The 26,072-nt window shown below is 61.1% G+C and carries 22 protein-coding genes; 11 read left to right on the top strand and 11 right to left on the bottom strand.

What is annotated here, in order from left to right; all coding sequences use genetic code 11:
* Positions 1-73: 73 nt before the first annotated feature.
* Positions 74-1,279, bottom strand: coding sequence for a DegT/DnrJ/EryC1/StrS family aminotransferase (locus ACXYMP_RS07910; protein ID WP_298565900.1), 1,206 nt, complete (start codon positions 1,277-1,279; stop codon positions 74-76).
* 39 nt (positions 1,280-1,318) lie between these two features.
* Positions 1,319-2,011, bottom strand: coding sequence for an HAD-IA family hydrolase (locus tag ACXYMP_RS07915; RefSeq protein WP_298565897.1), 693 nt, complete (start codon positions 2,009-2,011; stop codon positions 1,319-1,321).
* Between the two features lie 139 nt (positions 2,012-2,150).
* Between ACXYMP_RS07915 and glmU the strand changes: the two genes are divergently transcribed.
* Genes glmU through ACXYMP_RS07930 form a run of 3 tightly spaced genes read left to right on the top strand, consistent with a single transcriptional unit; the run spans position 2,151 to position 6,002 of the window.
* Positions 2,151-3,506 (top strand): bifunctional UDP-N-acetylglucosamine diphosphorylase/glucosamine-1-phosphate N-acetyltransferase GlmU, encoded by a 1,356-nt coding sequence (gene glmU, locus ACXYMP_RS07920; protein WP_458905519.1) that lies wholly within the window; start codon positions 2,151-2,153, stop codon positions 3,504-3,506.
* A 1-nt stretch (position 3,507) separates the two neighbouring features.
* A complete protein-coding gene (glmS, locus tag ACXYMP_RS07925) occupies positions 3,508-5,328 on the top strand; it encodes a glutamine--fructose-6-phosphate transaminase (isomerizing) (RefSeq protein WP_458905521.1) in 1,821 nt (606 codons plus the stop codon).
* Positions 5,325-6,002 (top strand): DNA alkylation repair protein, encoded by a 678-nt coding sequence (locus ACXYMP_RS07930; RefSeq protein WP_458905523.1) that lies wholly within the window; start codon positions 5,325-5,327, stop codon positions 6,000-6,002. Before glmS ends, ACXYMP_RS07930 begins: the two co-directional genes overlap by 4 nt.
* A gap of 16 nt (positions 6,003-6,018) precedes the next feature.
* Here ACXYMP_RS07930 and ACXYMP_RS07935 read toward each other — a convergent pair whose 3' ends face one another.
* Positions 6,019-6,927, bottom strand: coding sequence for a LysR substrate-binding domain-containing protein (locus tag ACXYMP_RS07935; protein WP_298565887.1), 909 nt, complete (start codon positions 6,925-6,927; stop codon positions 6,019-6,021).
* A gap of 112 nt (positions 6,928-7,039) precedes the next feature.
* On the opposite strand from ACXYMP_RS07935, the gene ACXYMP_RS07940 reads away from it, so the two are divergent.
* Genes ACXYMP_RS07940 through ACXYMP_RS07965 form a run of 6 tightly spaced genes read left to right on the top strand, consistent with a single transcriptional unit; the run spans position 7,040 to position 13,340 of the window.
* Positions 7,040-8,101, top strand: a complete 1,062-nt coding sequence (locus tag ACXYMP_RS07940; protein WP_298565885.1) for a dipeptidase — start codon at positions 7,040-7,042, stop codon at positions 8,099-8,101.
* A gap of 51 nt (positions 8,102-8,152) precedes the next feature.
* Positions 8,153-9,748, top strand: a complete 1,596-nt coding sequence (locus ACXYMP_RS07945) for an ABC transporter substrate-binding protein (protein ID WP_458905526.1) — start codon at positions 8,153-8,155, stop codon at positions 9,746-9,748.
* Positions 9,749-10,822, top strand: coding sequence for an ABC transporter permease (locus tag ACXYMP_RS07950; RefSeq protein ID WP_458905528.1), 1,074 nt, complete (start codon positions 9,749-9,751; stop codon positions 10,820-10,822).
* 15 nt (positions 10,823-10,837) lie between these two features.
* Complete coding sequence (locus ACXYMP_RS07955) at positions 10,838-11,746, top strand: ABC transporter permease (RefSeq protein WP_248363774.1); 909 nt, start codon at positions 10,838-10,840, stop codon at positions 11,744-11,746.
* Positions 11,746-12,603: an ABC transporter ATP-binding protein gene (locus ACXYMP_RS07960; protein WP_298565876.1), complete on the top strand. Its 858-nt coding sequence runs from the start codon at positions 11,746-11,748 to the stop codon at positions 12,601-12,603. Before ACXYMP_RS07955 ends, ACXYMP_RS07960 begins: the two co-directional genes overlap by 1 nt.
* Entirely contained in the window at positions 12,600-13,340 is a 741-nt protein-coding gene (locus ACXYMP_RS07965) for an ABC transporter ATP-binding protein (RefSeq protein WP_458905531.1), read from the top strand. Before ACXYMP_RS07960 ends, ACXYMP_RS07965 begins: the two co-directional genes overlap by 4 nt.
* Before the next feature lie 49 nt (positions 13,341-13,389).
* Here the strand turns inward: ACXYMP_RS07965 and ACXYMP_RS07970 are convergent, their stop codons facing one another.
* Both ACXYMP_RS07970 and ACXYMP_RS07975 read right to left on the bottom strand, forming a co-directional pair.
* The gene (locus ACXYMP_RS07970; protein ID WP_458905533.1) at positions 13,390-15,045 is read right to left on the bottom strand and encodes an AMP-binding protein; all 1,656 of its coding nucleotides are present in this window, start codon (positions 15,043-15,045) and stop codon (positions 13,390-13,392) included.
* On the bottom strand, positions 15,042-15,512 hold the full coding sequence (locus ACXYMP_RS07975) for a D-galactarate dehydratase (RefSeq protein WP_458905535.1): 471 nt from the start codon (positions 15,510-15,512) through the stop codon (positions 15,042-15,044). The genes ACXYMP_RS07970 and ACXYMP_RS07975 overlap by 4 nt, the downstream gene beginning before the upstream one ends.
* Before the next feature lie 94 nt (positions 15,513-15,606).
* Between ACXYMP_RS07975 and moaA the strand changes: the two genes are divergently transcribed.
* On the top strand, positions 15,607-16,614 hold the full coding sequence (gene moaA / locus ACXYMP_RS07980) for a GTP 3',8-cyclase MoaA (protein WP_298565868.1): 1,008 nt from the start codon (positions 15,607-15,609) through the stop codon (positions 16,612-16,614).
* A gap of 26 nt (positions 16,615-16,640) precedes the next feature.
* On the opposite strand, the gene ACXYMP_RS07985 is transcribed toward moaA, so the two are convergent.
* A complete protein-coding gene (locus tag ACXYMP_RS07985; RefSeq protein WP_458905537.1) occupies positions 16,641-17,804 on the bottom strand; it encodes a M20 aminoacylase family protein in 1,164 nt (387 codons plus the stop codon).
* A gap of 349 nt (positions 17,805-18,153) precedes the next feature.
* Between ACXYMP_RS07985 and ACXYMP_RS07990 the strand changes: the two genes are divergently transcribed.
* A complete protein-coding gene (locus ACXYMP_RS07990; protein WP_458906492.1) occupies positions 18,154-19,218 on the top strand; it encodes a YeeE/YedE family protein in 1,065 nt (354 codons plus the stop codon).
* On the opposite strand, the gene ACXYMP_RS07995 is transcribed toward ACXYMP_RS07990, so the two are convergent.
* The 5 genes from ACXYMP_RS07995 to ACXYMP_RS08015 all read right to left on the bottom strand — a co-directional run bounded on the left by ACXYMP_RS07995 (position 19,151) and on the right by ACXYMP_RS08015 (position 26,066).
* Positions 19,151-20,437, bottom strand: a complete 1,287-nt coding sequence (locus tag ACXYMP_RS07995; protein WP_458905539.1) for a DUF3422 family protein — start codon at positions 20,435-20,437, stop codon at positions 19,151-19,153. The genes ACXYMP_RS07990 and ACXYMP_RS07995 overlap by 68 nt on opposite strands.
* Before the next feature lie 108 nt (positions 20,438-20,545).
* Positions 20,546-21,955 carry a UDP-N-acetylmuramoyl-L-alanine--D-glutamate ligase gene (gene murD, locus ACXYMP_RS08000; protein ID WP_298565858.1) on the bottom strand — a complete coding sequence of 470 codons (1,410 nt, stop codon included), beginning with the start codon at positions 21,953-21,955 and terminating at the stop codon, positions 20,546-20,548.
* 104 nt (positions 21,956-22,059) lie between these two features.
* Complete coding sequence (gene mraY / locus ACXYMP_RS08005) at positions 22,060-23,142, bottom strand: phospho-N-acetylmuramoyl-pentapeptide-transferase (RefSeq protein WP_458905542.1); 1,083 nt, start codon at positions 23,140-23,142, stop codon at positions 22,060-22,062.
* A 21-nt stretch (positions 23,143-23,163) separates the two neighbouring features.
* Positions 23,164-24,579 carry a UDP-N-acetylmuramoyl-tripeptide--D-alanyl-D-alanine ligase gene (locus ACXYMP_RS08010; protein ID WP_458905544.1) on the bottom strand — a complete coding sequence of 472 codons (1,416 nt, stop codon included), beginning with the start codon at positions 24,577-24,579 and terminating at the stop codon, positions 23,164-23,166.
* Complete coding sequence (locus tag ACXYMP_RS08015; protein WP_458905546.1) at positions 24,576-26,066, bottom strand: UDP-N-acetylmuramoyl-L-alanyl-D-glutamate--2,6-diaminopimelate ligase; 1,491 nt, start codon at positions 26,064-26,066, stop codon at positions 24,576-24,578. Before ACXYMP_RS08015 ends, ACXYMP_RS08010 begins: the two co-directional genes overlap by 4 nt.
* Positions 26,067-26,072 lie beyond the last annotated feature (6 nt).

Genomic DNA, 26,072 nt, shown 5'->3' on the forward strand with positions numbered 1-26,072 from the left:
GCGCGCAAGCGACGATTCGGGTCAATACGCAAGCAATTGCACGCAGCGTCACAAAGGGTCTCAGTCGCCGATGTCAGGCCCCGGATTGGAAGCGCGTCGACACCTCATCACGGATAATCCGGCCAATCATGGCACAGTCTTCAAGGCTGAACGTCAGCGGCAGGCGCAGATCCAACACGGCTTTCAGAACGCGGTCGGTCTGCGGCAATTTTGGCGACTGGGCATAGCGCCAACTGTCATAACGGCTGGTGAAGCCGGTCGGCTCGGCCCCGCCGAACCATTTCAGTTCGACCCCACGGTTTGCGCATTTTTGCACGACCTGCTGCACATCAGCCTCGGCCCAATCCAACAGCAGGAATTGAAACGAGGACATGACATAGGCTTCCGCCTCAGGGCGATTGATCAGTGTCAGGCCGGGCGTGTTTCGCAGCCCCTCCTCGACGACACGATAGCGCGCGTTCCACGCCCCACACTGCTCATCCAACTTCGCCAGTTGCGGGCGCAAGATCGCCGCGCGCAAATTGTCCATCCTACCCGAGATGTTGGGCGTCAGGTATTTTATTCGCTCGAAAGCTTCGGGTGGTGGCCCTGCCAGGTGCCGTTCATACAGCATATAGCTGCCTGACAGCACAATCGCCCGCGCCATCAGGTCGGGATCGTCCGAGATCAGAAGCCCACCTTCACCCGAATTCGCGTGCTTATAGGTTTGGGTCGAATAGGCCGCCATCGCTCCATGACGCCCTGACAGGGTGCCATTCCAGCGCGCGCCCATCGTGTGGGCGCAATCTTCGATCACCGTCACACCAGCCGCATCCGTAATTTCCATCAGCCGGTCCATATCACAGATATGTCCGCGCATATGGCTGAGCAGCAAAACCTTCGGCGCGTCCGGCCCGGCGACTTTTGCGGCCAGATCGTCCAGATCTATTGTCAAAGCCTCGGTGACCTCGACAAATACCGGCGCGCCGCCGACGGAGGCAATGGCACCGGGCACAGGGGCCAGCGTAAAGGCATTGGTCAGCACCTGATCGCCCGGCCCTACCCCAATCGCGCGCAGGGCGGTCGCAATGGCATACCCGCCTGACGCCACCGCCAGCGCGTATTTCGACCCCATCAGGGCGGCGAATTCCTGCTCCAACAAGGCTGTGTGGGACGTCTCGCCCTCGGCCACATTGTAGCGGTGCAAGCGCCCGTGGCGCAGCACCTCCATTGCCGCGGCAATCCCGTCCTCTGGAATCGGTTCTTGCTGGGTGAAGCTGCCAGTGAATCGCTCTGTCATGTGGTGAGCCTGCGCAGGAAGCCGCTCGGCGTCAATGGATCAACCGATCAGACGCGCAACCACTGCATCCAGATCATCGAAATGACCCAGCATCGCCTCGGGTGCCAGCCGCGCGACACCCGGCCCTTCGGGGCCAAAGCCCACAAGGATGCACGGCACACCTGCGGCCCGTGCGGTCAGGCGGTCCGTTTCGGTGTCACCGACCAAGAGCGCGCGGGCCGGATCGCCACCCGCCCCATGCGCCGCCGCAACAAAGGGGGCTGGGTCAGGCTTGCGGGTCGGCAGTGTATCCGCCCCGATCAGCGAGGTGAAACGATCCAGAATCCCCAGACGGGTCAACAACAGCCGCGCCAACCCCTCGGGCTTATTGGTGCAAATCCCCACCGCATAGTCGTTGCCGTGCAGTCGCGCGACCGCCTCCATCGCGCCGGGATACAGGCGTGTGTGGCGGTCGATATCGTCCTCGTAGGCGATCAAAAGATTGGGGAACTCGCGATCCACATCGGCCTCGTCCACGTCGCCACCATTCAGCCGCGAAAAGCCAAGACGCAGCATCGCCCGCCCGCCGTGGAAGGCCGTCAGCTGATCCGCTTGGGGGTCCAGAACCTCGCCATGCCCCAGCGAGATGAAACACGCATTGGCCGCCGCGATCAAATCGCCAGACGTATCTGCCAATGTTCCATCCAGATCGAAGATCACCGTGCGGCGCCCTTGGGTTTGTGGGTTCGTCATGTTGACCTCTGTCTTTGGTGCCTCTGGCAATTCCCCGCCAAGCCTGTAACCTCGCGTAAGGTTAATTGAACAGCTTTCGCTTGCGAGCCGCGCCCCAAGGGGTAAAACGGGCGAAAAGAAATTGGAAGAGCAGATAGATATGGCGACCGCCCTGATTGTCCTTGCCGCTGGCAAGGGAACACGGATGAATTCCGACCTGCCCAAAGTGATGCACGAGATTGCAGGCGCTCCGCTGTTTGCCCATGCGTTGGCATCGGGGGCTGCTTTGTTGCCGGATCGCGCGGTGCTGGTTGTGGGTCACGGCGCCCAGATGGTCGAAGCTGCGGCCAAGGACATCGACCCCGAGATATCCATCACCGTGCAGGAAGAACAGTTGGGCACCGGTCACGCGGTTCAACAGGCGCGGGCCGCGCTGGACGGGTTCACCGGCGACGCGATCGTGCTTTACGGCGACACGCCCTTCATCCGCACCGAGACGCTTGAGGCGATGGCAGCGGCGCGCACGAAGGGCGCAGACGTGGTTGTGCTGGGCTTTGAGGCCGCAGACCCCGGCCGTTATGGGCGCTTGATCGTCAAGGATGGCGGGCTGGATCGCATCGTTGAATTCAAAGATGCATCAGATGAAGAACGCGCCGTAACACTTTGTAACAGCGGCGTTGTTGCAGCAGACGCTAAGCTTCTGTTCGACCTGCTGGACGGGGTTGGAAACGACAACGCAGCGGGCGAATATTACTTGCCCGATATCGTGTCGGTCGCCCGCGCGCGCGGTCTGACCGCCTCGGTGGTAACCTGCGACGAAGCGGAAACCCTCGGCATCAATTCCCGCGCCGAACTGGCCGCCGCCGAACAGGTGTTCCAGACCCGCGCCCGCGACGCCGCGCTGGAAGATGGTGTCACGCTGATTGCTCGCGACACGGTCTTTTTTGCCCATGACACCGTCATCGGGCGCGATACGGTGGTGGAACCCAACGTGGTGTTCGGCCCCGGCGTGACCGTTGAAAGCGGCGCATTGATCCGCGCGTTTTCACACCTCGAAGGCTGCCACGTCTCGCGCGGCGCGGTGGTCGGCCCCTATGCCCGCCTGCGCCCCGGTGCCGAACTGGCCAATGACGCCAAGGTGGGCAATTTCGTCGAGATCAAGAACGCCCAGATCGAAGAAGGCGCGAAGGTCAACCACCTGTCCTATGTGGGCGACGCGCGTGTCGGCGAGCACGCCAATATCGGCGCAGGCACCATCACCTGCAACTATGACGGTGTCTCCAAACACCACACGGACATCGGCGCGCGGACGTTCATCGGGTCAAACACCTGCCTTGTGGCCCCCGTATCCATCGGGGACGAGGCGATGACGGCAACCGGCACCGTGGTCACCAAAGATGTGCCCGCCGGTGCCATGGCGGTCGCCCGCGCCAAGATGGAGGTCAAACCCGGCCTTGCCGTCAAACTGTTTGCAAAGCTAAAGGCCGCCAAGGCCAAGCGCATGAAAGGATCCTGAAATGTGTGGAATTGTAGGGGTCCTGGGCAATCACGAGGCCGCACCCATCTTGGTTGAGGCGCTGAAGCGGCTGGAATATCGCGGTTATGACAGTGCTGGGATTGCGACGATCAACGAGGCGGGGTCTTTGGAACGCCGCCGCGCCGTCGGCAAATTGGTGAACCTGTCGGACATGCTGGTGCATGACCCGTTGGCAGGGAAATCCGGCATCGGTCACACCCGCTGGGCCACCCATGGCGCGCCGACCACCGACAACGCCCACCCGCACCAGGCAGGATCGGTCGCGGTGGTGCATAACGGGATCATCGAAAACTTCCGCGAGCTGCGCGCGCAACTTGCGGCAGAAGGGTTGGAGTTCTCGACCGAGACCGACACCGAAACCGTTGCCCTGCTGGCCCAAAGCCACGTCGCACGCGGCAAAACGCCGAAAGAGGCCGTGGCCGCCACGCTGTCCGAGTTGGAAGGCGCGTTTGCGCTGTGCTTCCTGTTTGACGGTGAACACGACCTGATGATCGCCGCGCGCAAAGGCAGCCCGCTGGCCATTGGACATGGTGAGGGCGAGATGTTCGTGGGCTCTGACGCCATCGCGCTGGCCCCGATGACCGACAAGATCACATATCTGGAAGAAGGCGACTGGGCCGTCATCACCCGCGACGGGGCCGAGATATTCGACGCCGAAGGGCGCCTTGCCAACCGCCCGATGAAACAGGTGCGCCTTGACGCAGCCCGGATCGAAAAAGGCGGCTACAAGCACTTCATGGCGAAGGAAATCGCCCAGCAACCGACCGTGGTTGGCGAAGTGCTGAATGCCTATGTGCAAGGCGACCAGATCACCATGGACATGGGCGGTATCAATTTTGCCGATGTCGACCGCCTGTCCATCGTCGCCTGTGGCACCGCCTATTACGCAGGTCTGGTGGCGAAATACTGGTTTGAACACTACGCCCGCCTGCCCATCGACATCGACGTGGCAAGCGAATTTCGCTATCGCGAAGCGCCATTTGCACCCCGCAGCTTGGGCCTGTTCGTCAGCCAGTCGGGCGAAACCGCCGATACGCTGGCCGCGTTGCGCTACTCGGCAGGTAAGGTGGACAAGATCGTCAGCCTGATCAATGTGCCCGAAAGCTCTATCGCGCGCGAAAGCGACGTGGCGGTGGAAATCCATGCGGGGCCGGAAGTGTCGGTCGCCTCAACCAAGGCATTCACTTGCCAGTTGACCTGCTTTGCAATCATGGCACTGAAAGCGGCGCATGATCGCGGTCATCTGGACGACGCCGGCCTGCGGCAGCACCTGTTTGAACTGCGCCAATTGCCCGGCCTGATGAGCCACGCCCTGACCATTGACGCGGCGACCAAAAAGATCGCGGCGCAATTGGCCGAAGCACGCGATGTGCTGTTTTTGGGGCGCGGGCAGATGTTTCCTTTGGCGCTCGAAGGCGCGCTAAAATTAAAAGAAATCAGCTATATACACGCCGAAGGTTATGCGTCAGGTGAACTGAAACACGGACCCATTGCGCTGGTCGACAAGGCCACCCCAACCGTGGTGATGGCGCCCCATGACAAGCTGTTCGACAAGACGGTGTCCAACATGCAAGAGGTCATGGCACGCGGCGGCCGCGTGGTTCTGGTGTCAGACGCACGCGCCGCGAAAGAGGCGGGCGACGGGGTTTGGCAAACACTTGCCCTGCCAGAAGCGCCCGAACTTGTTCAGCCAATCCTTTACGCGATCCCGGCCCAGCTTTTGGCCTATCACACCGCGATTGCCAAAGGCACCGATGTGGACCAGCCGCGCAACCTTGCCAAGTCGGTCACGGTCGAATGACGCTGGATGATGCCCTCGCCGCGCTGAAATCGCATGTGGAAGAAGGTCGCGCCGAAGGCATGGCCGCCTATCACAAGCAGACGCGCGAAGTGCTGGGCATACCAAACCCAGCGCTGAATGATCTGACCAAAAGCTGGCGCCAAACCCTGACGGTCGAGGAGCGTGTAGCGCTGGCCGACCAGCTCTGGCAAAGCGACATCTTTGAAGCGCGCATCGCGGCGGCCAAGCTGCTGACCCAAGCGCGTTTGCGCCCGGACGACGCGGCTTGGGCGTTGATCCAATGCTGGCTGCCTGAATTCGACAGCTGGGCAATTGCCGATCATGTCTGCATGGCCGGTCAAAAGCGGCTGGTCGCCGACCCCGCGCGCATCGACACCGTTGAGGGTTGGACCAGATCGGACCACATGTGGACCCGCCGCGCCGCCCTTGTGATCACCCTGCCCTGGACCAAGCAGAACTTCCCGAAACCTGACGAACTTGCGATCCGCGACCGCGTGTTGGGATGGGCCGAGGGGTATGTCGAGGACCACGACTGGTTCATTCAGAAAGCCGTGGCATGGTGGCTGCGCGATCTGTCAAAGCACGACCCCGACCGCACCCGCGCCTTTCTTGTCGCCCATGGAGACAAGATGAAGGCATTTGCCCGCAAAGAGGCCGGTAAGTATCTGCCCTGACCCCACCTGACACCGCTCAGGCTTTGTCCGAGAACGGATCTTTTGCCGTGTGCAGCCTGAGGTGGCGCATGAACGCACGCGCAATGCCGGGTGTGGGGCGGTGGTCGCTGGTCACAAAATAGCTCCGATAGTCGATTTGCGACGCAAAGGGGCGAAACACCACGTCGTCAGAGCGGTATTGCACAATCGGAAACGGGTTCACGATGGTCAGGCCCAAGCCCTCTTTCGCCAGATCGACCGCGGCGAACGAGGTCGAGACCTCGGCAACGATACGCGGTGTGCTTCGGCTGGCGTGCAAGACCTTCTCGAGTTGGGCGCGGCGGGCGTGGCGGTGTGTCAACGCGACCAAGGCCTGTCCGTGCAGGTCTTCGGGGTGGATGATATCACGCCCCGCCAGCGGGTGGTCGTTGGGCATGACGCAAACCGCGCTTGAGTTGCGATAAGGGGTCAGCTTCACGCCACTGCGCGACAGTTCGACCCCGGTGACGCCCAGGTCAAAGCGCCGCTCCAAAACGCCGCGAATGACATCTTCGGACGGCGACACCTCAAGACTGATGAAAAAATGCGGGTTGGTCTTCAGGAAATTAGCGATGTGCTGGACCAGGAACCGGTGGGCATAGGTGGGCGGGGCAATGATGCGCAGGGTTTCCTGTGCTCGCTCGGGTGGGCCATCGATCCGGTCCAGCGCCTCGAAAAGCGGGTCGAGACGGCGGTTCATCTGCACCGCCTCGTTGGTTGGCCGCAGCCGCCCGCCTTCGCGTTCGAACAAGATACGGCCGGTGCGCGCCTCCAAATGTGCGATGGAGCGGCTGACGGCAGATTGCGACCGCCCAAGCCGGATCGCCGCCTTCGAGGTGGTGCCGCTTTCCATCAGGGCGCGCAGGGCTTGGTATTCCGGCAAGCTGTGCCAAGTCTTCGTGGGCATGGGACTCTCTGCGTATTGGTAATGGGGCTATGATCTTTTATCATGCACTTTACACTGGTCCATGAGAAATACTGCAATAAGCTGTTCAGGTGTTTCTTGGGGGAAATCACACGTGACCGATCCAACTGCTCCAGTTGTCTTTGATGGGCACAACGACGTCCTGCTAAAGCTGTATCGCGCCGGCGGCCTTGCTGTGGCGGACAGCTTCCTGACCGGGCGGGTTGGCGCCATTGACGCTGCGCGTGCCAAGGCCGGCGGTTTCGGCGGCGGGTTTTTCGCGGTCTACATCCCCTCGCCCACCGATCTTGATTTCAAGACCGAGCAAATGACCAAGCCAAGCTATGACTTGCCACTGCCCGATCCCATTGATTGGGAAGACGCCTTCCCCGTGGTGATGGCGCAGGCCGCCATTCTGTTTGATCTGGAAAAGCGCGGCGCGCTGACGGTGTGCCGCAGTGCCGCCCAGATCCGCGATGTGCTGAAGGCCGGTCAGATGGCCGCGATCTTCCACATCGAAGGCGCCGAGGCCATCGACGCCGAGTTGAACACGCTGGAGGTCTTGTATCAGGCCGGATTGCGATCGCTTGGCCCGGTTTGGAGCAGATCGACGATCTTTGGCCATGGCGTGCCCTTTCGGTATCCCAGCACCGGCGATATCGGCGACGGGCTGACCGATCACGGGCTAAGGCTGATCAGACGCTGCAACGAGCTTGGCATCATGGTCGATCTGTCGCATTTGAACGAAGCCGGGTTCTGGGACGTGGCGCGCCATTCGACCAAGCCCTTGGTGGCCACGCATTCCAACGCCCACGCCATTTGCTCGCACAGTCGCAACCTGACTGACAAACAACTTGCCGCAATCCGTGAAAGTGATGGTATGGTGGGGCTGAACTTCGCCGTTGCCTTCCTGCGCGACGATGGCCGCATGGTGGCAGATGTCCCGTTGGAACAGATGTTGCGTCATCTTGATCACCTGATCGACCATTTGGGCGAAGACCGTGTGGGGCTTGGATCAGACTATGACGGGGCGATCGTGCCCGAAGACCTGACGTCCTGCGCCGGCTTGCCAAAGCTGAGGCACGCCATGGCGCAGCATGGGTATGGCGAGGCGTTGATCGCCAAGCTTTGCCAAGAAAACTGGTTGCGAGTGTTGGAGAAAACCTGGGGGCAATAACCCCGCCGCGCGCGCAGCCCGAAATGAAACTGAACAGGAGAGGTTCAAAACATGAATGCTATCAATAGATTACTGACAAGTGCTGCGATTGGCGTGGCGATGGGGGTATCCTCCTTTGCGGCTTACGCGGAAACGCCCGCCAACATGCTGGTCATCGCCAACCGTATCGACGATGTGACGACGCTGGACCCGGCGGAAAGCTTTGAGTTTGCAGGCTCGGACATCAGCCGCAACGTCTATAGCCGTCTGGTCTACCTGGACCCGCTTGACCTTGCCGCAGGCTACCAACCCGGCCTTGCCGAAAGCTGGGAGGTCAGCGAGGACGGCAAGACCATCACCTTCACCATGCGTGAAGGGGTCACGTTCCATTCCGGCAACCCGGTGCGCGCCGAAGATGCGGCGTATTCGCTGCAACGCGCGGTGATCCTGAACAAGACGCCTGCGTTCATCCTGACCCAGTTCGGGTTCACCCCCGAAAACGCGACCGAGACCATCAAGGCCGACGGCAACAAGCTGATGATCACGACGGACAAGCAATACGCGACCTCGTTCGTGTTGAACTGTCTGACGGCCACCATTGGCGGGATTGTCGACAAAGAAACCGTCATGGCCAACGAGGTTGACGGCGACATGGGCAACACATGGCTGAAAACCAACTCGGCTGGCTCCGGTCCCTATACGATGGCAGGCTGGAAGCCCAATGAAAGCGTGACGCTTGAAGCTTATCCGGACTATTACGGCGGCGCGCCGACGATGGAGCGGGTGATCGTGCGGCACGTGCTGGAAAGCGCGTCGCAACGTTTGCTGCTGGAGCGTGGTGACATCGACATCGCCCGCAACCTGAACCCGGAAGATATTGCCGGTGTGATGGAAGCTGGCGGCATCAAGGTCGAGGACGAGCTGAAAGGCCGTCTGATGTATCTGTCTCTGAACCAGAAGCACCCTGAGCTGTCCAAGCCTGAGGTTCGTCAGGCGATCAAATACCTGATCGACTATGAGGGGATGAAAGACAGCTTCCTGAAGGGGCAGTATACGATCCACCAGAACTTCCTGCCCGCCACCTATCTTGGCGCGTCCGAGGAAAATCCCTTCTCGCTGAACATCGAAAAGGCCAAGGAACTGCTGGCGGCTGCCGGTGTCGAAGGGCTTGAGATCGAAACAGGCGTGCGCGAGGCGCAGGAACGCATGGAGATCGCTCAATCGCTGCAAAACACCTTCGCGCAGGCTGGAATCACGCTGAACATCACCGTGGGCACGGCGAAACAGATCCTTGCCCGGTATCGCGCGCGCGAGTTGGATATGTATCTGGGGGCATGGGGGCCGGACTATCCTGACCCGCAAACCAATGCGGGCACCTTTGCCTATAACCCCGACAACAGCGACGAGGCGAACGCCACCGGTCTTCTGGCCTGGCGGAATGCCTGGGATACAGGCGGGCTGACACCGAAGGTCGAGGCCGCCGTAACCGAGGGCGATCGCGACAAGCGGGTGCAGATGTATCAGGACATTCAGGCCGAGTTCCGCGAGATCTCACCCTTCGCGATCATGTTCCAGCAGATCGAACAATCTGCATTGCGTGACAACGTGATGAATTGGTCGACCGGGCAGGCCGTGACCTCTGCCGCCTACTGGCAGGTCACCAAGTAAATGGCCCTGACCGAAGACAATAACGAGAGGCGCCCAACACGGGCGCCTCTTTCAGACACGCTTTGGCCGGCGCTGAAAACGGCTGTCAGAACGCTTAGCTCGATCGCGGTGACGTTGTTGGGACTGCTGTTTGTCACCTTCATTATCGGGCGGGTCATGCCGATTGATCCGGTGCTGTCCATCGTTGGTGAACGCGCCTCGCAATCGACTTATGACGCGGTGTATGAGCAGCTTGGGTTGGACAAGCCCTTGATCGTTCAGTTTCTGTATTACCTCTGGGACGTGCTGCATCTGGATTTCGGCACCTCGCTTCTGAACGCGCGCCCGGTGTCCGAGGATATCGCGCGGGTTTTCCCCGCCACGCTAGAGCTGGCCACGCTGGGCATTCTGTTCGGCGTCATTCTGGGTGTGCCACTTGGCGTGCTGGCCGCAGTGCGTAAGGGATCATGGATCGACCAGGTCGCACGGGTGTTGGCCCTTGTGGGGTATTCCATGCCCATTTTCTGGCTCGGCCTGATGGGGCTTTTGATCTTCTATGGCATTCTTGGATGGGTTGGCGGTCCGGGCCGGGTTGGCATTTTCTATGTCGATGTCGTCCCCAGTGTGACCGGCATGATCCTGATCGACGCGGCATTGGACGGCAATTGGGACGTGTTCAAGGACGCGTTTTCCCACATCATCCTGCCAGCCTCGCTGCTTGGCTATTATTCACTCGCCTATATCAGCCGCATGACGCGGTCGTTCATGCTGGAACAGCTCAGCGCCGAGTATATCACCACAGCCCGCGTGAAGGGCATGTCGGAGTGGGACGTGATCTGGAAACACGCCTTCAAGAACATCCGCGTGCAACTGATCACCGTGATCGCACTCAGCTATGCGGGGCTTTTGGAAGGGTCCGTGCTGACCGAGATCATCTTCTCGTGGCCCGGTATCGGCAGCTATATCACCACAGCGCTTCTGTCCGCGGACATGAACGCTGTGCTTGGCGGCACTGTTGTGGTGGGTTTGGTTTTCATCCTGCTCAATATTTTCTCTGACCTGCTCTACAAGGTCTTTGATCCACGCGCGAAATAGGGCGGGACAGTATCAATGACAGAACAAACACTGAAACAGTGGCTTTTGACGGACACGCCGACCTCGCGCCGCCATGCCAAGATATCCGCCTTCTATCAGGGCTGGCTGTCGTTTCGCAGCAATACGATGGCGATGATCGGTTTGGGCATTCTGGTGGCCTTGGTGTTCATAGCGGCCGCCGCGCCGTGGCTATCGCCGCATAATCCCTTTGTGCAGGATCTGGGCAACCGGCTGGCACCGCTGGGAACCGAGGGTCACATCTTCGGCACCGACAGCCTTGGCCGGGACATCCTGTCGCGGCTGATCTATGGCGCGCGGATCACGCTGTATATCGTGGCGCTGGTGGCGCTGATCGCGCCGGTGGCGGGGCTGCTGGTTGGAACGATCTCGGGCTATGTAGGCGGCTGGACCGATACGATCCTGATGCGGATTACCGATATTTTCCTGGCCTTCCCCCGTCTGGTTCTGGCGCTGGCTTTCGTGGCCGCTCTGGGCGCCGGGATTGAAAACGCGGTTCTGGCGATCTCGCTGACCGCATGGCCACCTTACGCGCGGATTGCGCGGGCCGAGACGCTGACCATCCGCTCCTCGGACTATATCAGCGCGATCAAGCTGCAGGGGGCCGGTCCGCTGCGCATCATTACCAAGCATATCTGGCCCTTGTGCATTTCGTCCCTGATCGTGCGGGTGACGCTGGACATGGCGGGGATCATTCTGGCCGCTGCCGGCCTTGGGTTCCTCGGCCTTGGCGCGCAACCACCCAGCCCGGAATGGGGCGCGATGATTTCCGAAGGGCGCCGGTTCATTCTGGATCACTGGTGGGTCGCCACCATGCCCGGTTTGGCCATCTTCACGGTCTCTTTGGCGTTCAACCTTCTGGGCGACGGTCTGCGTGATGTCCTTGATCCGAAGGCAGGTGAATGATGAGTGTGCTACTTGATGTCGAAAACCTTTGGGTGAAATTCCCGACCCGCCAAGGCGTGTTTGACGCGGTGCGCGGTGTGTCGTTTACACTGGGGCGCGAGCGGTTGGGGATCGTCGGTGAAAGCGGCTCGGGCAAGTCGATGACCGGCCGCGCCATCCTGCGCCTGATCCGCCCGCCGGGGATCGTTGAAGCCGATCACATCAACCTTGAAGGCGTCAACCTGCTGGACAAGACCGAAAAGGAAATGCGCGACGTGCGCGGCCAGCGGATCAGCATGGTGATGCAGGACCCGAAATTCTCGCTCAACCCCGTTATGACCATCGGCGATCAGATCATCGAGGCGTATCGGCTGCACAATTCCGTGTCCAAATCGGCGGCCTATAACAAGTCGCTCGAGATGTTGGAGGCCGTGTCGATCCGCGACTCCGAACGGGTCATGCGCGCTTATCCGCACGAAATGTCGGGCGGGATGGGCCAGCGGATCATGATCGCCATGATGCTGATCCCGAACCCCGAGATCCTGATCGCGGACGAGCCGACCTCGGCGCTGGATGTGTCCGTGCAGCGGCAGGTGCTGGATATCATGGACAAGCTGGTGAAAGAACGCGGCATGGGGCTGATCTTCATCAGTCACGACCTGAACCTTGTGGCCGATTTCTGTGACCGCGTGTTGATCATGTATGCGGGCCGGATCGTCGAAGTTTGCGACGCCGACAAGCTGCATGACGCCAAGCACCCTTATACCCGCGGGCTGCTTAATTCTCTGCCCCGGCTGGACGCGCCGCGTGATCGGCTGGAAGTGTTGCAGCGTGACCCCGCCTGGTCAGACGCCCCAAGTGTGAGTGGACGCGTATGAAGATGTTGGAAGTTCAAAACCTGAACGTCTGGTTCGGCACCCATCGCGACCGGGTGGATGCGGTCAAAGACGCCACATTCGACGTAATGGAAGGCGAAAGCTTTGGGCTGGTGGGCGAAAGCGGATCGGGTAAGTCGACCATTCTGCGCGCGATCACCGGCCTTGCGCCGGACTGGTCCGGCACGATCACGGTCGAAGGCGAACAGATAAGCCACAAGCGCCCCAAGGCGTTCTTCAAGACGGTGCAGATGGTGTTCCAAGACCCCTATGCCTCGCTTCACCCGCGCCATTCGGTGGATCAGGTGCTGGGCGAGACGCTGCAACTGCATGGGTTCAAGGATATTGATACCCGTGTGGTGAAGCTGTTGGGCGACGTTGGGTTGGGCCAGAGTTTCCGGTTCCGCTATCCGCACCAACTGTCCGGCGGGCAGCGTCAGCGGGTCGCCATCGCCCGTGCACTGGCGCCCGAACCGGACCTGCTGCTGCTTGATGAACCCACCTCGGCGCTGGATGTGTCGGTGCAGGCGGAAATCCTGAATCTGCTGGCCGATCTGCGCGCCGAACATAAGCTGACCTACCTCATGGTGTCGCATGATCTGTCGGTTGTGAGCCATATGTGCGACCGGCTGGCCGTGATGAAGGATGGCGAGATTGTCGAGATTCTGGACGTCGAGGCGCTCAGGCAGATGAAAGCGACCCATCCCTATTCGCAAGACCTGCTGGAAGCGTCCCAGTAGCCACGGCCACGACGCAGCGCGCTGCCGAGACCTTGAGCGGTCCGGCCCTTTACCCGTCGCGCAGCGCGCGTCGCATGATCTTGCCTGTGGCCGTCATCGGCAGATCTGCCACAAATTCCACCTGACGCGGCGCCACATGAGGGCTGACGCGGTCACGCACTAGTTGGATCAGATGGTCGCCAAGATCTGTCAGATCGGCCCCTGTGCGGGGGACGACAATTGCTTTCACCGCTTCGGTGCGTAACGGGTCCGGCACGCCGATCACAGCGGCCATGACCACATCGGGGTGTGTCATCAGGCAGTTTTCGATCTCGGACGGCCCAATGCGGTAGCCTGCCGAAGTGATCACGTCGTCATCGCGACTGGCAAAGGTGAAATAGCCGTCGCCATCGCGCACAGCCAGATCGCCAGTGCGCATCCAGTCGCCCTGAAACTTCTCGGCCGTCTTTTCGGGCAGGTTCCAATAGCGCAAGAACATCACCGGGTCACCGGTTCTGACCGCAATCTCGCCCATTTCACCGGGCGCACATTCGCGACCCTGATCATCAATCACGGCAACCTCATGGCCCGGAATGGCCTGCCCCATACTGCCCGGCTTCACGTCCATCGCCCCCGCGACAGAGGACAGGACAAGATTGCATTCGGTCTGGCCATAGAACTCGTTCACATCGACGCCCAGCACGTCGCGTGCCCACCTCAGAAGGCCGGCGCCAAGGCTTTCGCCCCCCGACCCAATTGACCGAATGTCGACACCCAAGGTTGGGCTTTCGGACTGGCGCAGAAGTTTCAATGCCGTCGGTGGCATGAACAGATTGCGGACTTTATGGGTGGCGATCAGACGATATGCCGTTGGCGCGTCAAACTTGCGCATTCGATGGCTGACGATCGGCACACCGAAATACAGGAACGGAATGGCAAGGTCCATCAACCCACCGATCCACGCCCAATCCGCCGGGGTCCAACCCTTGTCACCCAGCTGCGGAACATCCTCGTTATAGGTTTCGACGCAGGGCAGATGGCCCAGCAAAAAGCGATGTGCGTGCAGCACACCTTTGGGTGGCCCCGTAGTGCCCGAGGTATAGATCATCACCGCAGGGTCTTCGGCCAGAGTGGAATGGTCAGTGGAATAGGGCGTTGCAGCGTCGATTTCGGCCCAGAAGTCACGCCCGCCGGCTGTTGCGGTGGTTGTGAAGACCTCGGTCAGGTCAGGCAGGCTGACGCGAATTTCATCAATCTTGCCAAGGCTTTCTGCATCCGTCACCACCATGCGGGCGCCGCTGTCGGACAAGCGGTAAGCCAACGCATCGGCGCCGAACAAAGTAAACAATGGCAACACCACGGCGCCCAGTTTGTAGGCGGCGAAATGGGTGATCAGAACCTCTGGCCCCTGCCCCAGCAACACCGCAATCCGGTCGCCCTTGCGCAAGCCGCGCGCCTGCAAGACGGATGCAAGCCTGTCCGAGGCCTCTTTCAGCGTGCCAAATGTCCAGTCCTGCGCGCTGCCATCCTGTGACACATGGGTCAGAGCCACGCGGTCGGGGTCAAGTGCTGCCCAGCTGTCACAGCACCGTTCGGCGATGTTGAAATGCTTGGGAATATCCCAGCGAAACGCGGCGCGCATCTTGCCCCAAGGCGCCCATGGGGCGACAAGCTTGCGCGCGCGCCCATGTTCCAGCCACGCCGCGTCCGACAGGCGTGGGCTCACGATCCGTAGACCACCAATTCATGCAGCCCGGACAGATCAAGATCCAGAAGTTGCAGTGCAGACAGAGAGATACGGCTGCCACCGCTGGAAATGGGGCGCAGGGTGACTTTGACCGTGCGTCCAGTCACTTTCGATTTCACCCGGCCTTGCGTGTCTGAAGAAACCAAGGGCGTCTCCATCCAAAACCCGGGTGCCGCCGGGTCGCCAAGGCTGGCCACGGTTGTGCCGATGGACCCGGTGTCGACGGGTGCAGTCGCCGCCGCCGCCATCTTGTCTTCATCAGTCGCGGTGTCGAAATCGTCGATCGTCGTCGCGTTCATCGGCGGCGCGGGCGGCGTGTTAGGTGTCATCGTCGCACGCGGTTGGTTTTGAAGATGCGGCGGGCGCGGCAGGAGGTTGTCCATATCAAGACCGGAACACCCGGCAAGCCCAACGCAAAAAAGCGGAATAAGAATTGTGTGTTTCATAACTGTAGCGTGGCGCAATTTCGTGTCGCTTTCAACGGCGGATTTGACGCCTGCGTCTCTTGCGCGCCAGACCGCCCGCAACTAGTGTTACAGCATGGAAACGCCGACGCTCATCGACCCGTTCATGCGGGCGGTTACCTACTTGCGCCTGTCTGTCACGGACCGGTGTGATTTTCGCTGCACCTATTGCATGTCCGAGGATATGACCTTTCTGCCAAAGAAGGATCTTCTGACGCTTGAGGAGCTGGACCGCATCTGCACAGCTTTCATCGGGCTTGGGGTGCGCAAGTTGCGTATCACCGGGGGCGAGCCGCTTGTGCGCAAGGGAATCATGGGGTTTTTCGGGGCCATGGGCCGCCATCTGGAAAGCGGTGCGCTGGACGAATTGACACTGACGACCAATGGCTCGCAACTGCACCGGTTTGCCGACGACCTATATGCCGCTGGCGTGCGGCGGGTAAATATCTCTCTTGATACGCTGGACGAGTCGAAATTCGCCCGGATTACCCGCTGGGGTCGCCTGCCCCAGGTTCTGCGCGGCGTGGATGCCGCGCTTGAGGCCGGTTTGAAGGTCAAGATCAACGCGGTCGCGCTGAAGGGGTTCAACGAAGATGAGTTGTTCTCGTTGGTCGATTGGTGCGCGGCAAAAGGCATGGATCTGACCTTTATCGAGGTCATGCCAATGGGCGATATGGGGGCCGAGGACCGGATTGGGCAGTATTGGGCGCTTTCAGACCTACGCGCCCAATTGGCGGACCGCCTGACGCTGACTGATCTGGATGAAACCACCGGCGGACCAGCCCGGTATATGCGCGTGCAGGAAACCGGCCAGAAAATCGGCCTGATCACCCCGCTCAGCCACAATTTCTGCGAAAGCTGCAACCGCGTGCGGATGAGTTGCACCGGCCAGCTCTACACCTGTCTGGGCCATGACGGCATGTCTGACCTGCGTGCGCCCCTGCGTGCGTCGGAAAATGATGCGGTCTTGATCGACGCCATTCACGCGGCCATCGGGCGAAAGCCCAAAGGGCACGATTTCGATTACTCCCGTCAGGGTGTGCAAGGTCAGACAATCCGCCATATGAACCACACAGGTGGCTGACCGGCAGGTGCGGTCTGCGGTGGTGTTTAACGCGCCGGCATCCGCTGCTCGACGATTTCAGCCCACCACGAACAGCCTTGCGGAATCACTTCGTCGTTGAAGTTGTATTCTGGGTGGTGGACCATCGCCGTATCGCCATTGCCCACAAGGATATAGGCGCCGGGCCGCTCTTCCAGCATATAGGCAAAATCCTCGCCGCCCATGACCAAGGGGGCGTCGTCGCATGCCCCGGCCACGGATGTAGCGACTTTGGCGGCAAATTCGGTTTGTTCGTCATGGTTGACCATCACGGGGTAATTGCGATCGTAGCGCACGGTCGCGGTCCCGCCGAACGTGTCGGCAATACCGTTACAGATCACATGCACCCGCGCCTCGGCCAGATCTCGAACCTCCTGCGAAAGCGTTCGCACCGTTCCCAGAAGATGAACACTCTGCGGTATCACATTGAAAGTCTTGGAACTTGTTTCAACTGACGTGATGGACAAAACCACCTGTTCGGTTGGATCGGCATTGCGTGACGCGATGGTCTGCAAGGCTTGAACCGCCTGAGACGCCATCACCACCGGATCAATCGTGTCATGCGGTTTGGCGGCATGTCCGCCACGCCCTTCGAAACGGATGTCCAAAAGGTCGGTTGCGGCAAAAAACGGGCCGGGGCGGATCGCAAACGTCCCCTGTTCATGGCCCGGCCAGTTGTGCATTCCGTAAACTTCCTGAATACCGAACCGGTCCATCAACCCATCTTCACACATGACACGCGCCCCGCCTCCGCCCTCTTCGGCTGGCTGGAAGATGACGACGCAGGTACCGTCGAAATTGCGCGTTTCAGACAGGTATTTCGCAGCCCCCAACAGCATCGCCGTATGTCCGTCATGCCCGCAGGCGTGCATCTTGCCGGGCTGGGTCGAGGCATAGTCCAGCCCTGTTTCCTCTTCGATCGGCAGCGCGTCCATATCTGCGCGCAGCGCCACCACTTTGCCCGACCCATTGGCCTTGCCACGAATGACCCCGACCACGCCGGTGCGCCCAAGGCCTTCGACCACGTCGTCACAGCCAAACGCGCGTAGCTTTTCGGCAACGATGCCTGCCGTGCGGTGGGTGTCGAACATCAGTTCGGGATGAGCGTGGAAATCACGCCGCCATGCCGTGATTTCGGCTTGCAGCTCGGCAAATCGGTTCTTGATCGGCACGGGTGAACGCTCCTTGTTGCGGCATGTGAGGGTGTGTCTGATTGTGATGTGGGCCTGACCAAACTCTGCGCCGAATTGATCAAGCGTTCAACCATCTTGCGACCGGTGTGCATTGGATCAGCCACGCGGTCTTGGGACGCAAGCTAAAAAAGGACGCAAGGACACAGGTGATGCGATCGGGGTTGGCCCGCGTTCGGTGCAGGCTGGCTTTGGCAAGACGACATTCACCCCGAGAAGCATCGCGCAGGAAAATGTTCTACTGACACCGCGATGCCACGCCACATAGACCCTTGTAAGGCAGAAAAAATCCCGCCAGATGGAACACATTCCCAAAAGCGGAGACGTGAAGATGTTTGAGACCTTTGGCTTTGAGACCCTGACCCCACGCACAGCCTCGATCCTTTTTGGATTGGGACTTGGTGTGGCCTTTGGTGTTCTGGCGGAAATCACACGTTTCTGCCTGCGCCGCGGCCTGATTGGTGGCGGCGGTGACAACCGATCCGCCTTGGCGATTTGGCTGACCGCACTGGCCGTCGCTGTGCTGGGCACACAAGGCATCGTTCAGGCCGGGTGGGTCGAATTCTCTGCCCACCGCTTCCAAGCCGCAAACCTGCCCTTTCTGTCGATCATCATCGGCGGCCTGATCTTCGGTGTCGGCATGGTCATGACACGCGGCTGCCTGTCACGCCTTGCCGTGCTGGGAGCTTCTGGCAACCTGCGCGCGCTGGTCGTGCTGGGTGTCGCCGCACTGGCCGCGCTTGCCACGTTGAAAGGATTGCTGGCCCCCGCCCGCGTCGCGTTGGAGGCTGTGGTCACCCCTGCCCCGACCCTGCCCATCTGGACAGCTGCGGTGCCGCTGGTGCTTGCAGGCTATCTTGTGATCCAATCGCGCCCACGTGCTGGAATGTTGGTTCTTGCGGCCCTTTTGGGTGCCCTGATCCCGTTGGGGTGGCTGGGCACCGGGCTTGTGCTGCAGGACGAGTTCGATCCGATCACCTTCGAAAGCCTCTCGTTCACCGCGCCGTTGGCCGACACGCTGTTCTGGACGGCTGCATCATCGGCCGTTGGCGGCAATTTCGGCACCGGCCTGATCGGCGGCGTGATCCTTGGTGCGCTGGCGTCAGCCCTGATCGCCGGGCGTTTCCAATGGCAGGGCTTTGATGGCCCGGCCCAGATGGGGCGTTACCTCAGCGGCGGCGCTTTGATGGGCTTTGGTGGCGTGCTGGCTGGCGGTTGCACCGTGGGTGCCGGTATTTCCGGCGTGGCCACTTTGTCGGTCGCGGCAGTGTTGGCGCTGCTGGCCATATCGGCGGGCGCATGGGTTGCGGGGCGCGTTGATGCGCGCGTCACTTCTCGATCGAATGACGGATCCGTCGCACGGCCAGCCACACAAGCCCAACCACAGGCAGCGTAAGCACCGCGGTCAGCATCCCTTTCGAGATGCCAAGCACGTCCGTCAGCGGATAGGCCAGATAGCCCGCCAGCGACACAGCGTAGTAGCTGATCGCGACGACGGACAAGCCTTCGACCGTTTCCTGCAACCGCAACTGCATATCGGCGCGCCGGTTCATGCTTTCCAGCAGGGCTTGGTTCTGCTCTGACCGCTGCACATCGACGCGCGTGCGCAACAGATCGCCCGCGCGCATCGACCGCCGCGCCATCGCCGTCAGCTGCTTTTCGGCGCTTTTGACCGTGCGCATGGCCGGGTCATAGCGGCGCATCATGAATTCGCTCAGGGTCTGGCGATCCATGAACCGGGCTTCACGCAGCGAACTGATCCGTTGGTGCACAATCGCCTCATAGGCTTTCGTGGCGCTTAACCGAAACGAGGTCGCCGCCGTCAAATCCTCAAGCTCGGACGAGATTTGAAGCAATTCGTCCAACGTCGCTTCGGCGGGTTCGTCATCGCGTGACATGGCGCTGACCAGATGGGTCAACTCTCCGTCCAGATAACCCAGCTTGGCCTGTAGGTTACGCGCCAACGGCAGGCCCAGCATGGACATGGACTTATAGGTCTCGATCTCGCACAGGCGCTGAACGATCCGCCCGATGCGACTGTCGCCGGCATCCTTGCCGATAAAGGCGGCGAAGCGCATGTGGCCCGCCGGGTCAATGCGGAAATCGCCAGCGATCATCGCCGCGCGTTCCAGAACCCAGGTCGAGGCGACACTTTCCGACACGAACCACTTGCTGATCGCCTCATTCATCTCGTCTTCGGTGTCGGGCATCGTGTCGATACGGATATGGGCCGATGTCACGCGCTTGCCCGGGGCAGTTTGCAGCCAATCATCGGGAAACACGTCGAAGGCGGCGGGATCAAAGGCACGCGAGGCAACGCCATCACCGAATACCGTATAGGTGACGAATTCGGTATGCTGTTCCCATTTCAGATGATAGCGGCCGATTGCCCCGAAATAGTGGTTCGCACCGGGGCTGGGATGGGGGGCGCCGAACCGATCCAGCAGGTCGATCAAATGCGCCCTGTCTGCATCGCGATCCCGACTGGCCGCATTCTCTGGTCGCTTCACCGCCAGATACACCGCCGTCCCCGGCGCTTTCAACGCAGGCGACGGGCGGGCATGTAACTCGTTTGCCAGCTCGTAACGCTGTGGGTGATCGTCCAGTGAAAACATCGCGCGCCCTTCCTTTTGCGACAGAGGTAGCAGAGCAAGGACGCCTTGCAAACCCTTTATAACAAGGGGTTTTCGCGGTGCTTCGTATGCTGCGGGATACCGCCGAGGCTATGGATTGGCGATCAGGGCTGCAACCTGCCCGGAGAAATCCTCGCCGCGCTTTTCGAAATCCGGATATTGGTCGAAACTGGCAGCCGCTGGGGCCAGCAAAACGGTGTCCCCGGGTTGGGCATCAGCCGCCGCCTGCGCCACGGCCTGCGCCATGGTTTCGCAAATCTCGTGCGGCACGTCGCCCAGTTGCAGCGCGAAATCACGCGCTGAATGGCCGATCAGGTAAGCTTTCGTGACGCCAGACAGATCATCGGCGGACAGGCTTTCGATCCCGCCATCCTTGCCCAGACCACCCGCGATCCAGCGGATATTCCGAAACGCTGACAAGGCCGCCCGCGCGCTGTCCACATTGGTGGCCTTGCTGTCATTGATGAACGCCACGCCGTTGCGTTCCCCCACCAGTTGCGAGCGGTGCGGCAGGCCTTTGAACGCGTGAAACGCGGCCTCGATCTGTTTCGGCGCCAGCCCCAGCGTGCGACAGACCGCGTAAGCTGCGCAGGCGTTCTGGTGGTTGTGGGTGCCGGGCAGCCCCTTGATCGCGCGAAGATCAATCGAGCCGACCTGCCGCCCCTTGCGATACTCTGACAGAAAGCCCTTGCGCGCAAAGACCTGCCAGCCGGGACCGGTCAGCTTGCGGTCCACAGACATGCGGATCACCCGGTCATCGGTCGGCCCTTCGGACAGTTGACCCGCCAGAAAGACACCTTCGGGTTCATCTACGCCGATCACCGCCCGATCCGGGCCACCTTCTGCAAACAGGCGGCGCTTGGCCGCGAAATAGCCGCCCATGCCGCCGTGGCGGTCCAGATGGTCGGGCGACAGGTTGGTGAATACGGCCACATCCGGGGTCAGGGCGCGTGCAAGGTCGGTCTGATAGCTCGACAGTTCCAGCACCACAACCTCGCCGTCATGGGCGGGGTCAATGTCCAGCACGCCGCGCCCGATATTGCCCGCCAACTGCGTGGGGCGTCCTGCCTCTTGCAAGATGTGATGGACCAGCGCCGAGGTGGTGGATTTGCCGTTCGATCCGGTGATAGCCACCACCTTCGGCGACACTTCGAAACTGTCCCAATCGTAGGTGGCAAAGCTGCGAAAGAACAGGCCGATATCGTTGTCGACCGGCACGCCTGCCTCCATCGCGGCGGCGATGATCTTGTTGGGTTCGGGATACAGATGCGGGATGCCGGGGCTGACGATCAACGCGGCCACATCCTTCCAGGCCTCTGGTTTGGACAGATCATGCAGGATCAGGGCCTGTCCTTCGGCGCGGTCACGGGCTTCGGCGCTGTCGTCCCAGCACAGGGCTTCCGCCCCGCCTTCTTCCAGTGCGTGCGCCGTTGCGAGGCCAGAGCGCCCAAGCCCCAAAACCGCTACCTTTTGGCCGTCATAACCTTTGACCGGGATCATCCGCGCCTCCTGCATTCATTGCTTCATCGCTACCGGAGTTGACGAAAAAACAAAAGCCCCGCCTGTTAAGGGGCGGGGCTTGAAATCTTGACGGTGCGGCGTGGTTACCGCACCTTCAGCGTCGCCAGCCCGATCAGCGCAAGGATCAGTGAGATGATCCAGAAGCGGATGACGATCTGCGGCTCTTTCCAGCCCAGATGCTCAAAATGGTGGTGGATCGGAGCCATCAGGAACACGCGGCGCCCGGTGCGTTTGTAATAGAGCACCTGAATGATGACCGACAGCGCCTCGACCACGAAGAGGCCGCCGACGATGGCCAGAACGATCTCGTGCTTGGTGGCGACAGCGATGGCCCCCAAGGCGCCGCCCAAGGCCAGCGACCCGGTGTCGCCCATGAACACCGCCGCAGGGGGGGCGTTATACCAAAGAAAGCCCAACCCGCCGCCAATGAGTGCCGAGGTGAAAATAAACAACTCCCCCGTGCCGGGCACATAATGCACGTCCAGATATTCGGTGAAGTCGACGCGGCCAACGGCGTAAGCAATCACACCCAACGTGCCTGCCGCGATCATCACCGGCATAATCGCCAGCCCGTCCAGACCGTCGGTCAGGTTCACCGCATTGGCAGCCCCGACGATGACGATCATCACGAAGGGGATAAAGAATATCCCCATATTCAACAGCGTGTCCTTGAAGAACGGCAGCGCCAGCTGGAACTGAAGCCCCTCGGGGTGGCTGATCGACGCCAGATAGCCCGCAATCGCGGCAATCGCCAAGCCGAGGCCCATGCGCAGCTTGCCCGAAACGCCCGCCGTGGTGGCCTTGGACACCTTGGCGTAGTCATCGGCAAACCCAATCAAACCAAAGCCATAGGTCACGAACAGCGTGATCCAGATATAGGGATTGTCCAGCCGCGCCCACATCAGGGTCGATACAAGAAGGGCGGACAGGATCAACAGCCCGCCCATCGTCGGCGTGCCCTGCTTTTCTTTATGGCTCTCAGGCCCATCATCGCGGATCGGTTGCCCCTTGCCCTGCCTGCGACGCAAGATATTGATCAGCGGCTTGCCAAAAATGAACCCGAAGATAAGGGCTGTGAAGAACGCCCCGCCCGATCGAAAGGTGATATAGCGAAACAGGTTGAAAACATCGCCACCGTCCGAAAACTCGGTCAACCAATACAACATATTGTGGGTCCCTTTTTGGAATTATCGAAGCGATTGACCCATTTTGCGGATCGCGTCAACTGTTTGAGACACCAAAGAGCCTTTCGACCCCTTCACCAGCACCACGTCACCTGCGTCGATGAACTTGCGCACCTGCGCGGACATGTCGGCGGCCGTTTCAACCCACAGGCCTTGCTGGTCGCCGTCCAAACGCGCCCAAAGCGCGTGCATGAGGGGACCGACGCAATGCACCTGATCAATGGCTGCGATGAAGGGCAGATCGGCAATCTCTGCATGTAGAGCGACCTCGTCTGGGCCAAGTTCCAGCATGTCGCCAAGGATCGCGATCCGGCGGCCTTTCTGGATGCGCCCAACGCCGTCCACGGGCTCCATCGCGCCCAGCACCTCAAGTGCCGCCGCCATCGAGGTGGGGTTGGCATTGAACGCGTCGTCGATCAAGGTCACGGTCAACCCTTCGGGGGCGTCCAGCGTAATCTCTTCGCGCGTGCCACGCCCGGTGGGGGGCTGCCACGACGTCATGGAACGAGCGGCCAGCGTGGCATCCGCGCCCAAGGCCCGCGCCGCCACCAGTGCTGCCAGAGCATTCATCGCGAAATGCCGCCCCGGTGACGCGATTTTGAACACCTGTTCCTCGCCCGCAATCACCGCTTTGCAGATCGTGGCGTCCGGGGTCAGGGAGACATGGGTCAATCGGTGAACATTTTTTGCGCCTTCGCCGAAACTTTCAGCCTGAAACCCCGTGGCGGCCTCTGCCAGAACGTGCGTGGTGTCGAGGTCGCCGTTGATCACGGCAATCCCGCCCGACGCTAACCCCTCAAAAATCGCGCCCTTTTCGCGCGCGATGCCGGATAGGTCGTCGAAGGCTTCAAGATGTGCGGCCGCAACGGTCGTGACCAGCGCCACATGGGGCCGCGCCATGCGGGCCAGCGGGCCTATTTCGCCGGGATGGTTCATCCCGATCTCGATCACGGCAAATTCGGTATCCTGAGGCATCCGCGCCAGCGTCAGCGGTACGCCCCAATGGTTGTTATAGCTTGCCTCGGCGGCGTGGGTGCGGCCCTGCGCGGACAGAACCGCGCGCAGCATTTCCTTGGTCGAGGTCTTGCCGACAGACCCCGTCACCGCAACGACCCGCGCATTCGTTCGCGCACGCCCGGACCGGCCAAGGGCTTCCAACGCAGCCAGCACGTCATCGACGATCAACAGGGGCGCATCAGGGTCGATATCATCAGGGATACGACTAACCATCGCAGCGCCCGCGCCTTTTTCCAACGCCTGCGCCACGAAATCATGCCCGTCGCGCACATCTTTCAGGGCAACGAACAGATCGCCCGGCTGGATCGTGCGCGTGTCGATCGATACGCCATCGACCGCCCAATTACCCTGCGCCTGCCCGCCCGTCGCTTTCGCGGCATCTTCTGCGCGCCACAGGCTCATGCCAAATGTCCGTCAAGTGCGGCAACCGCGACCGAGGCCTGTTCGGCATCATCAAACGGCAGCACATCATCGCCCACTGTCTGGCCAGTTTCGTGCCCCTTGCCTGCAATCAAAAGCGCATCACCGGGACCAAGCGCATCGACGCCGCGCAAGATCGCCTCGGCCCGGTCGCCGACATTGACCGCCTCGGGGCAGCCTGCCATCACCATGGCGCGGATCGCGGCGGGGTCTTCGCTGCGCGGGTTGTCGTCGGTCACGAACACCACGTCCGCGTTTTCTGCCGCCGCCTGCCCCATCAACGCGCGTTTCGAGGTGTCTCGGTCGCCGCCTGCGCCAAACACCACCACAAGGCGGCCCAGCACATGCGGGCGCATCGCGCGCAGCGCAGTTTTCAAAGCGTCTGGCGTGTGGGCATAGTCGACAAACACCGCTGCCTTATTGTCACGCGTCGCGGCCAGTTGCATGCGGCCGCGAACGGTTTCCAAGTCCTTGAAGGTGTCAAACACATGCTGCGGTTCGGCACCGCAGCCAATCGCCAAGCCAGCGGCTGCCAAGACGTTTTCGGCTTGAAACCCACCGATTAGGTCCAGCCGTGCGGTATGTGCCGCGCCGTGCCATGTGAACATCAGCTCTTGCCCGGTGGCGTCGAACCGACGGGCTTTGATGCGCAACTCGTTGTCATCACCCTGCCCGACGCGGATCAGGTTTTGACCGCGCGCTTCGGCAATGGTGGCAATCTCGGCGCCTTTCGGGTCATCCATGTTGATGACAGCCGTGCCGCCTTCTGGCAACACGCGGGCGAACAACCCGGCCTTGGCGGCGAAGTATTCTTCGAAGGTTTCGTGGTAGTCCAGATGATCCTGCGTGAAATTCGTGAACGCCGCAGCGGTCAGGCGCACGCCATCCAAGCGGCGTTGTGCCAAGCCGTGGCTCGAGGCCTCCATCGCCGCATGAGTGACACCCGCGCCGGCCATTTCGGCCAGCACCTTGTGCAAGGTGATCGGCTCGGGCGTGGTGTGAGCCAGCGGCGCGGTAAAGGCCCCTTCGACCCCGGTGGTGCCCAGATTGGCCGCCTTGATCCCCAGCAAAGTCCAGATCTGGCGTGTGAAATTGGCCACCGATGTCTTGCCGTTGGTGCCGGTTGCCGCAACCATATGTTCGGGCTGTGCGCCAAACCACAGGGCAGCGGCATAGGCCAGAGCCATACGTGGATCTTCGGTGACGACCAAAGCCGCGTCCGAGGCGTCCAGTTCCGCCTTGGCGATCTTTGCCCCTTCCGGGTCGGTCAGGATCGCACCCGCCTTCATGCGCAGGGCAAATTGAATGAATTCGCCGCCATGCACCTTTGATCCCGGCAGGGCCGCAAACAAATGGCCGGGTTTGACGCACCGGCTGTCCACCGACAGGCCGGTGACCTGCACCGCTTTGCCACCCCGGGCGCTCAGCCCCAGCTCGGCCAGGGATTTCGTTGTCGTCTCAGCGCCCATGATGTT

It is taken from the genome of Aliiroseovarius sp. CAU 1755 (assembly GCF_054482655.1).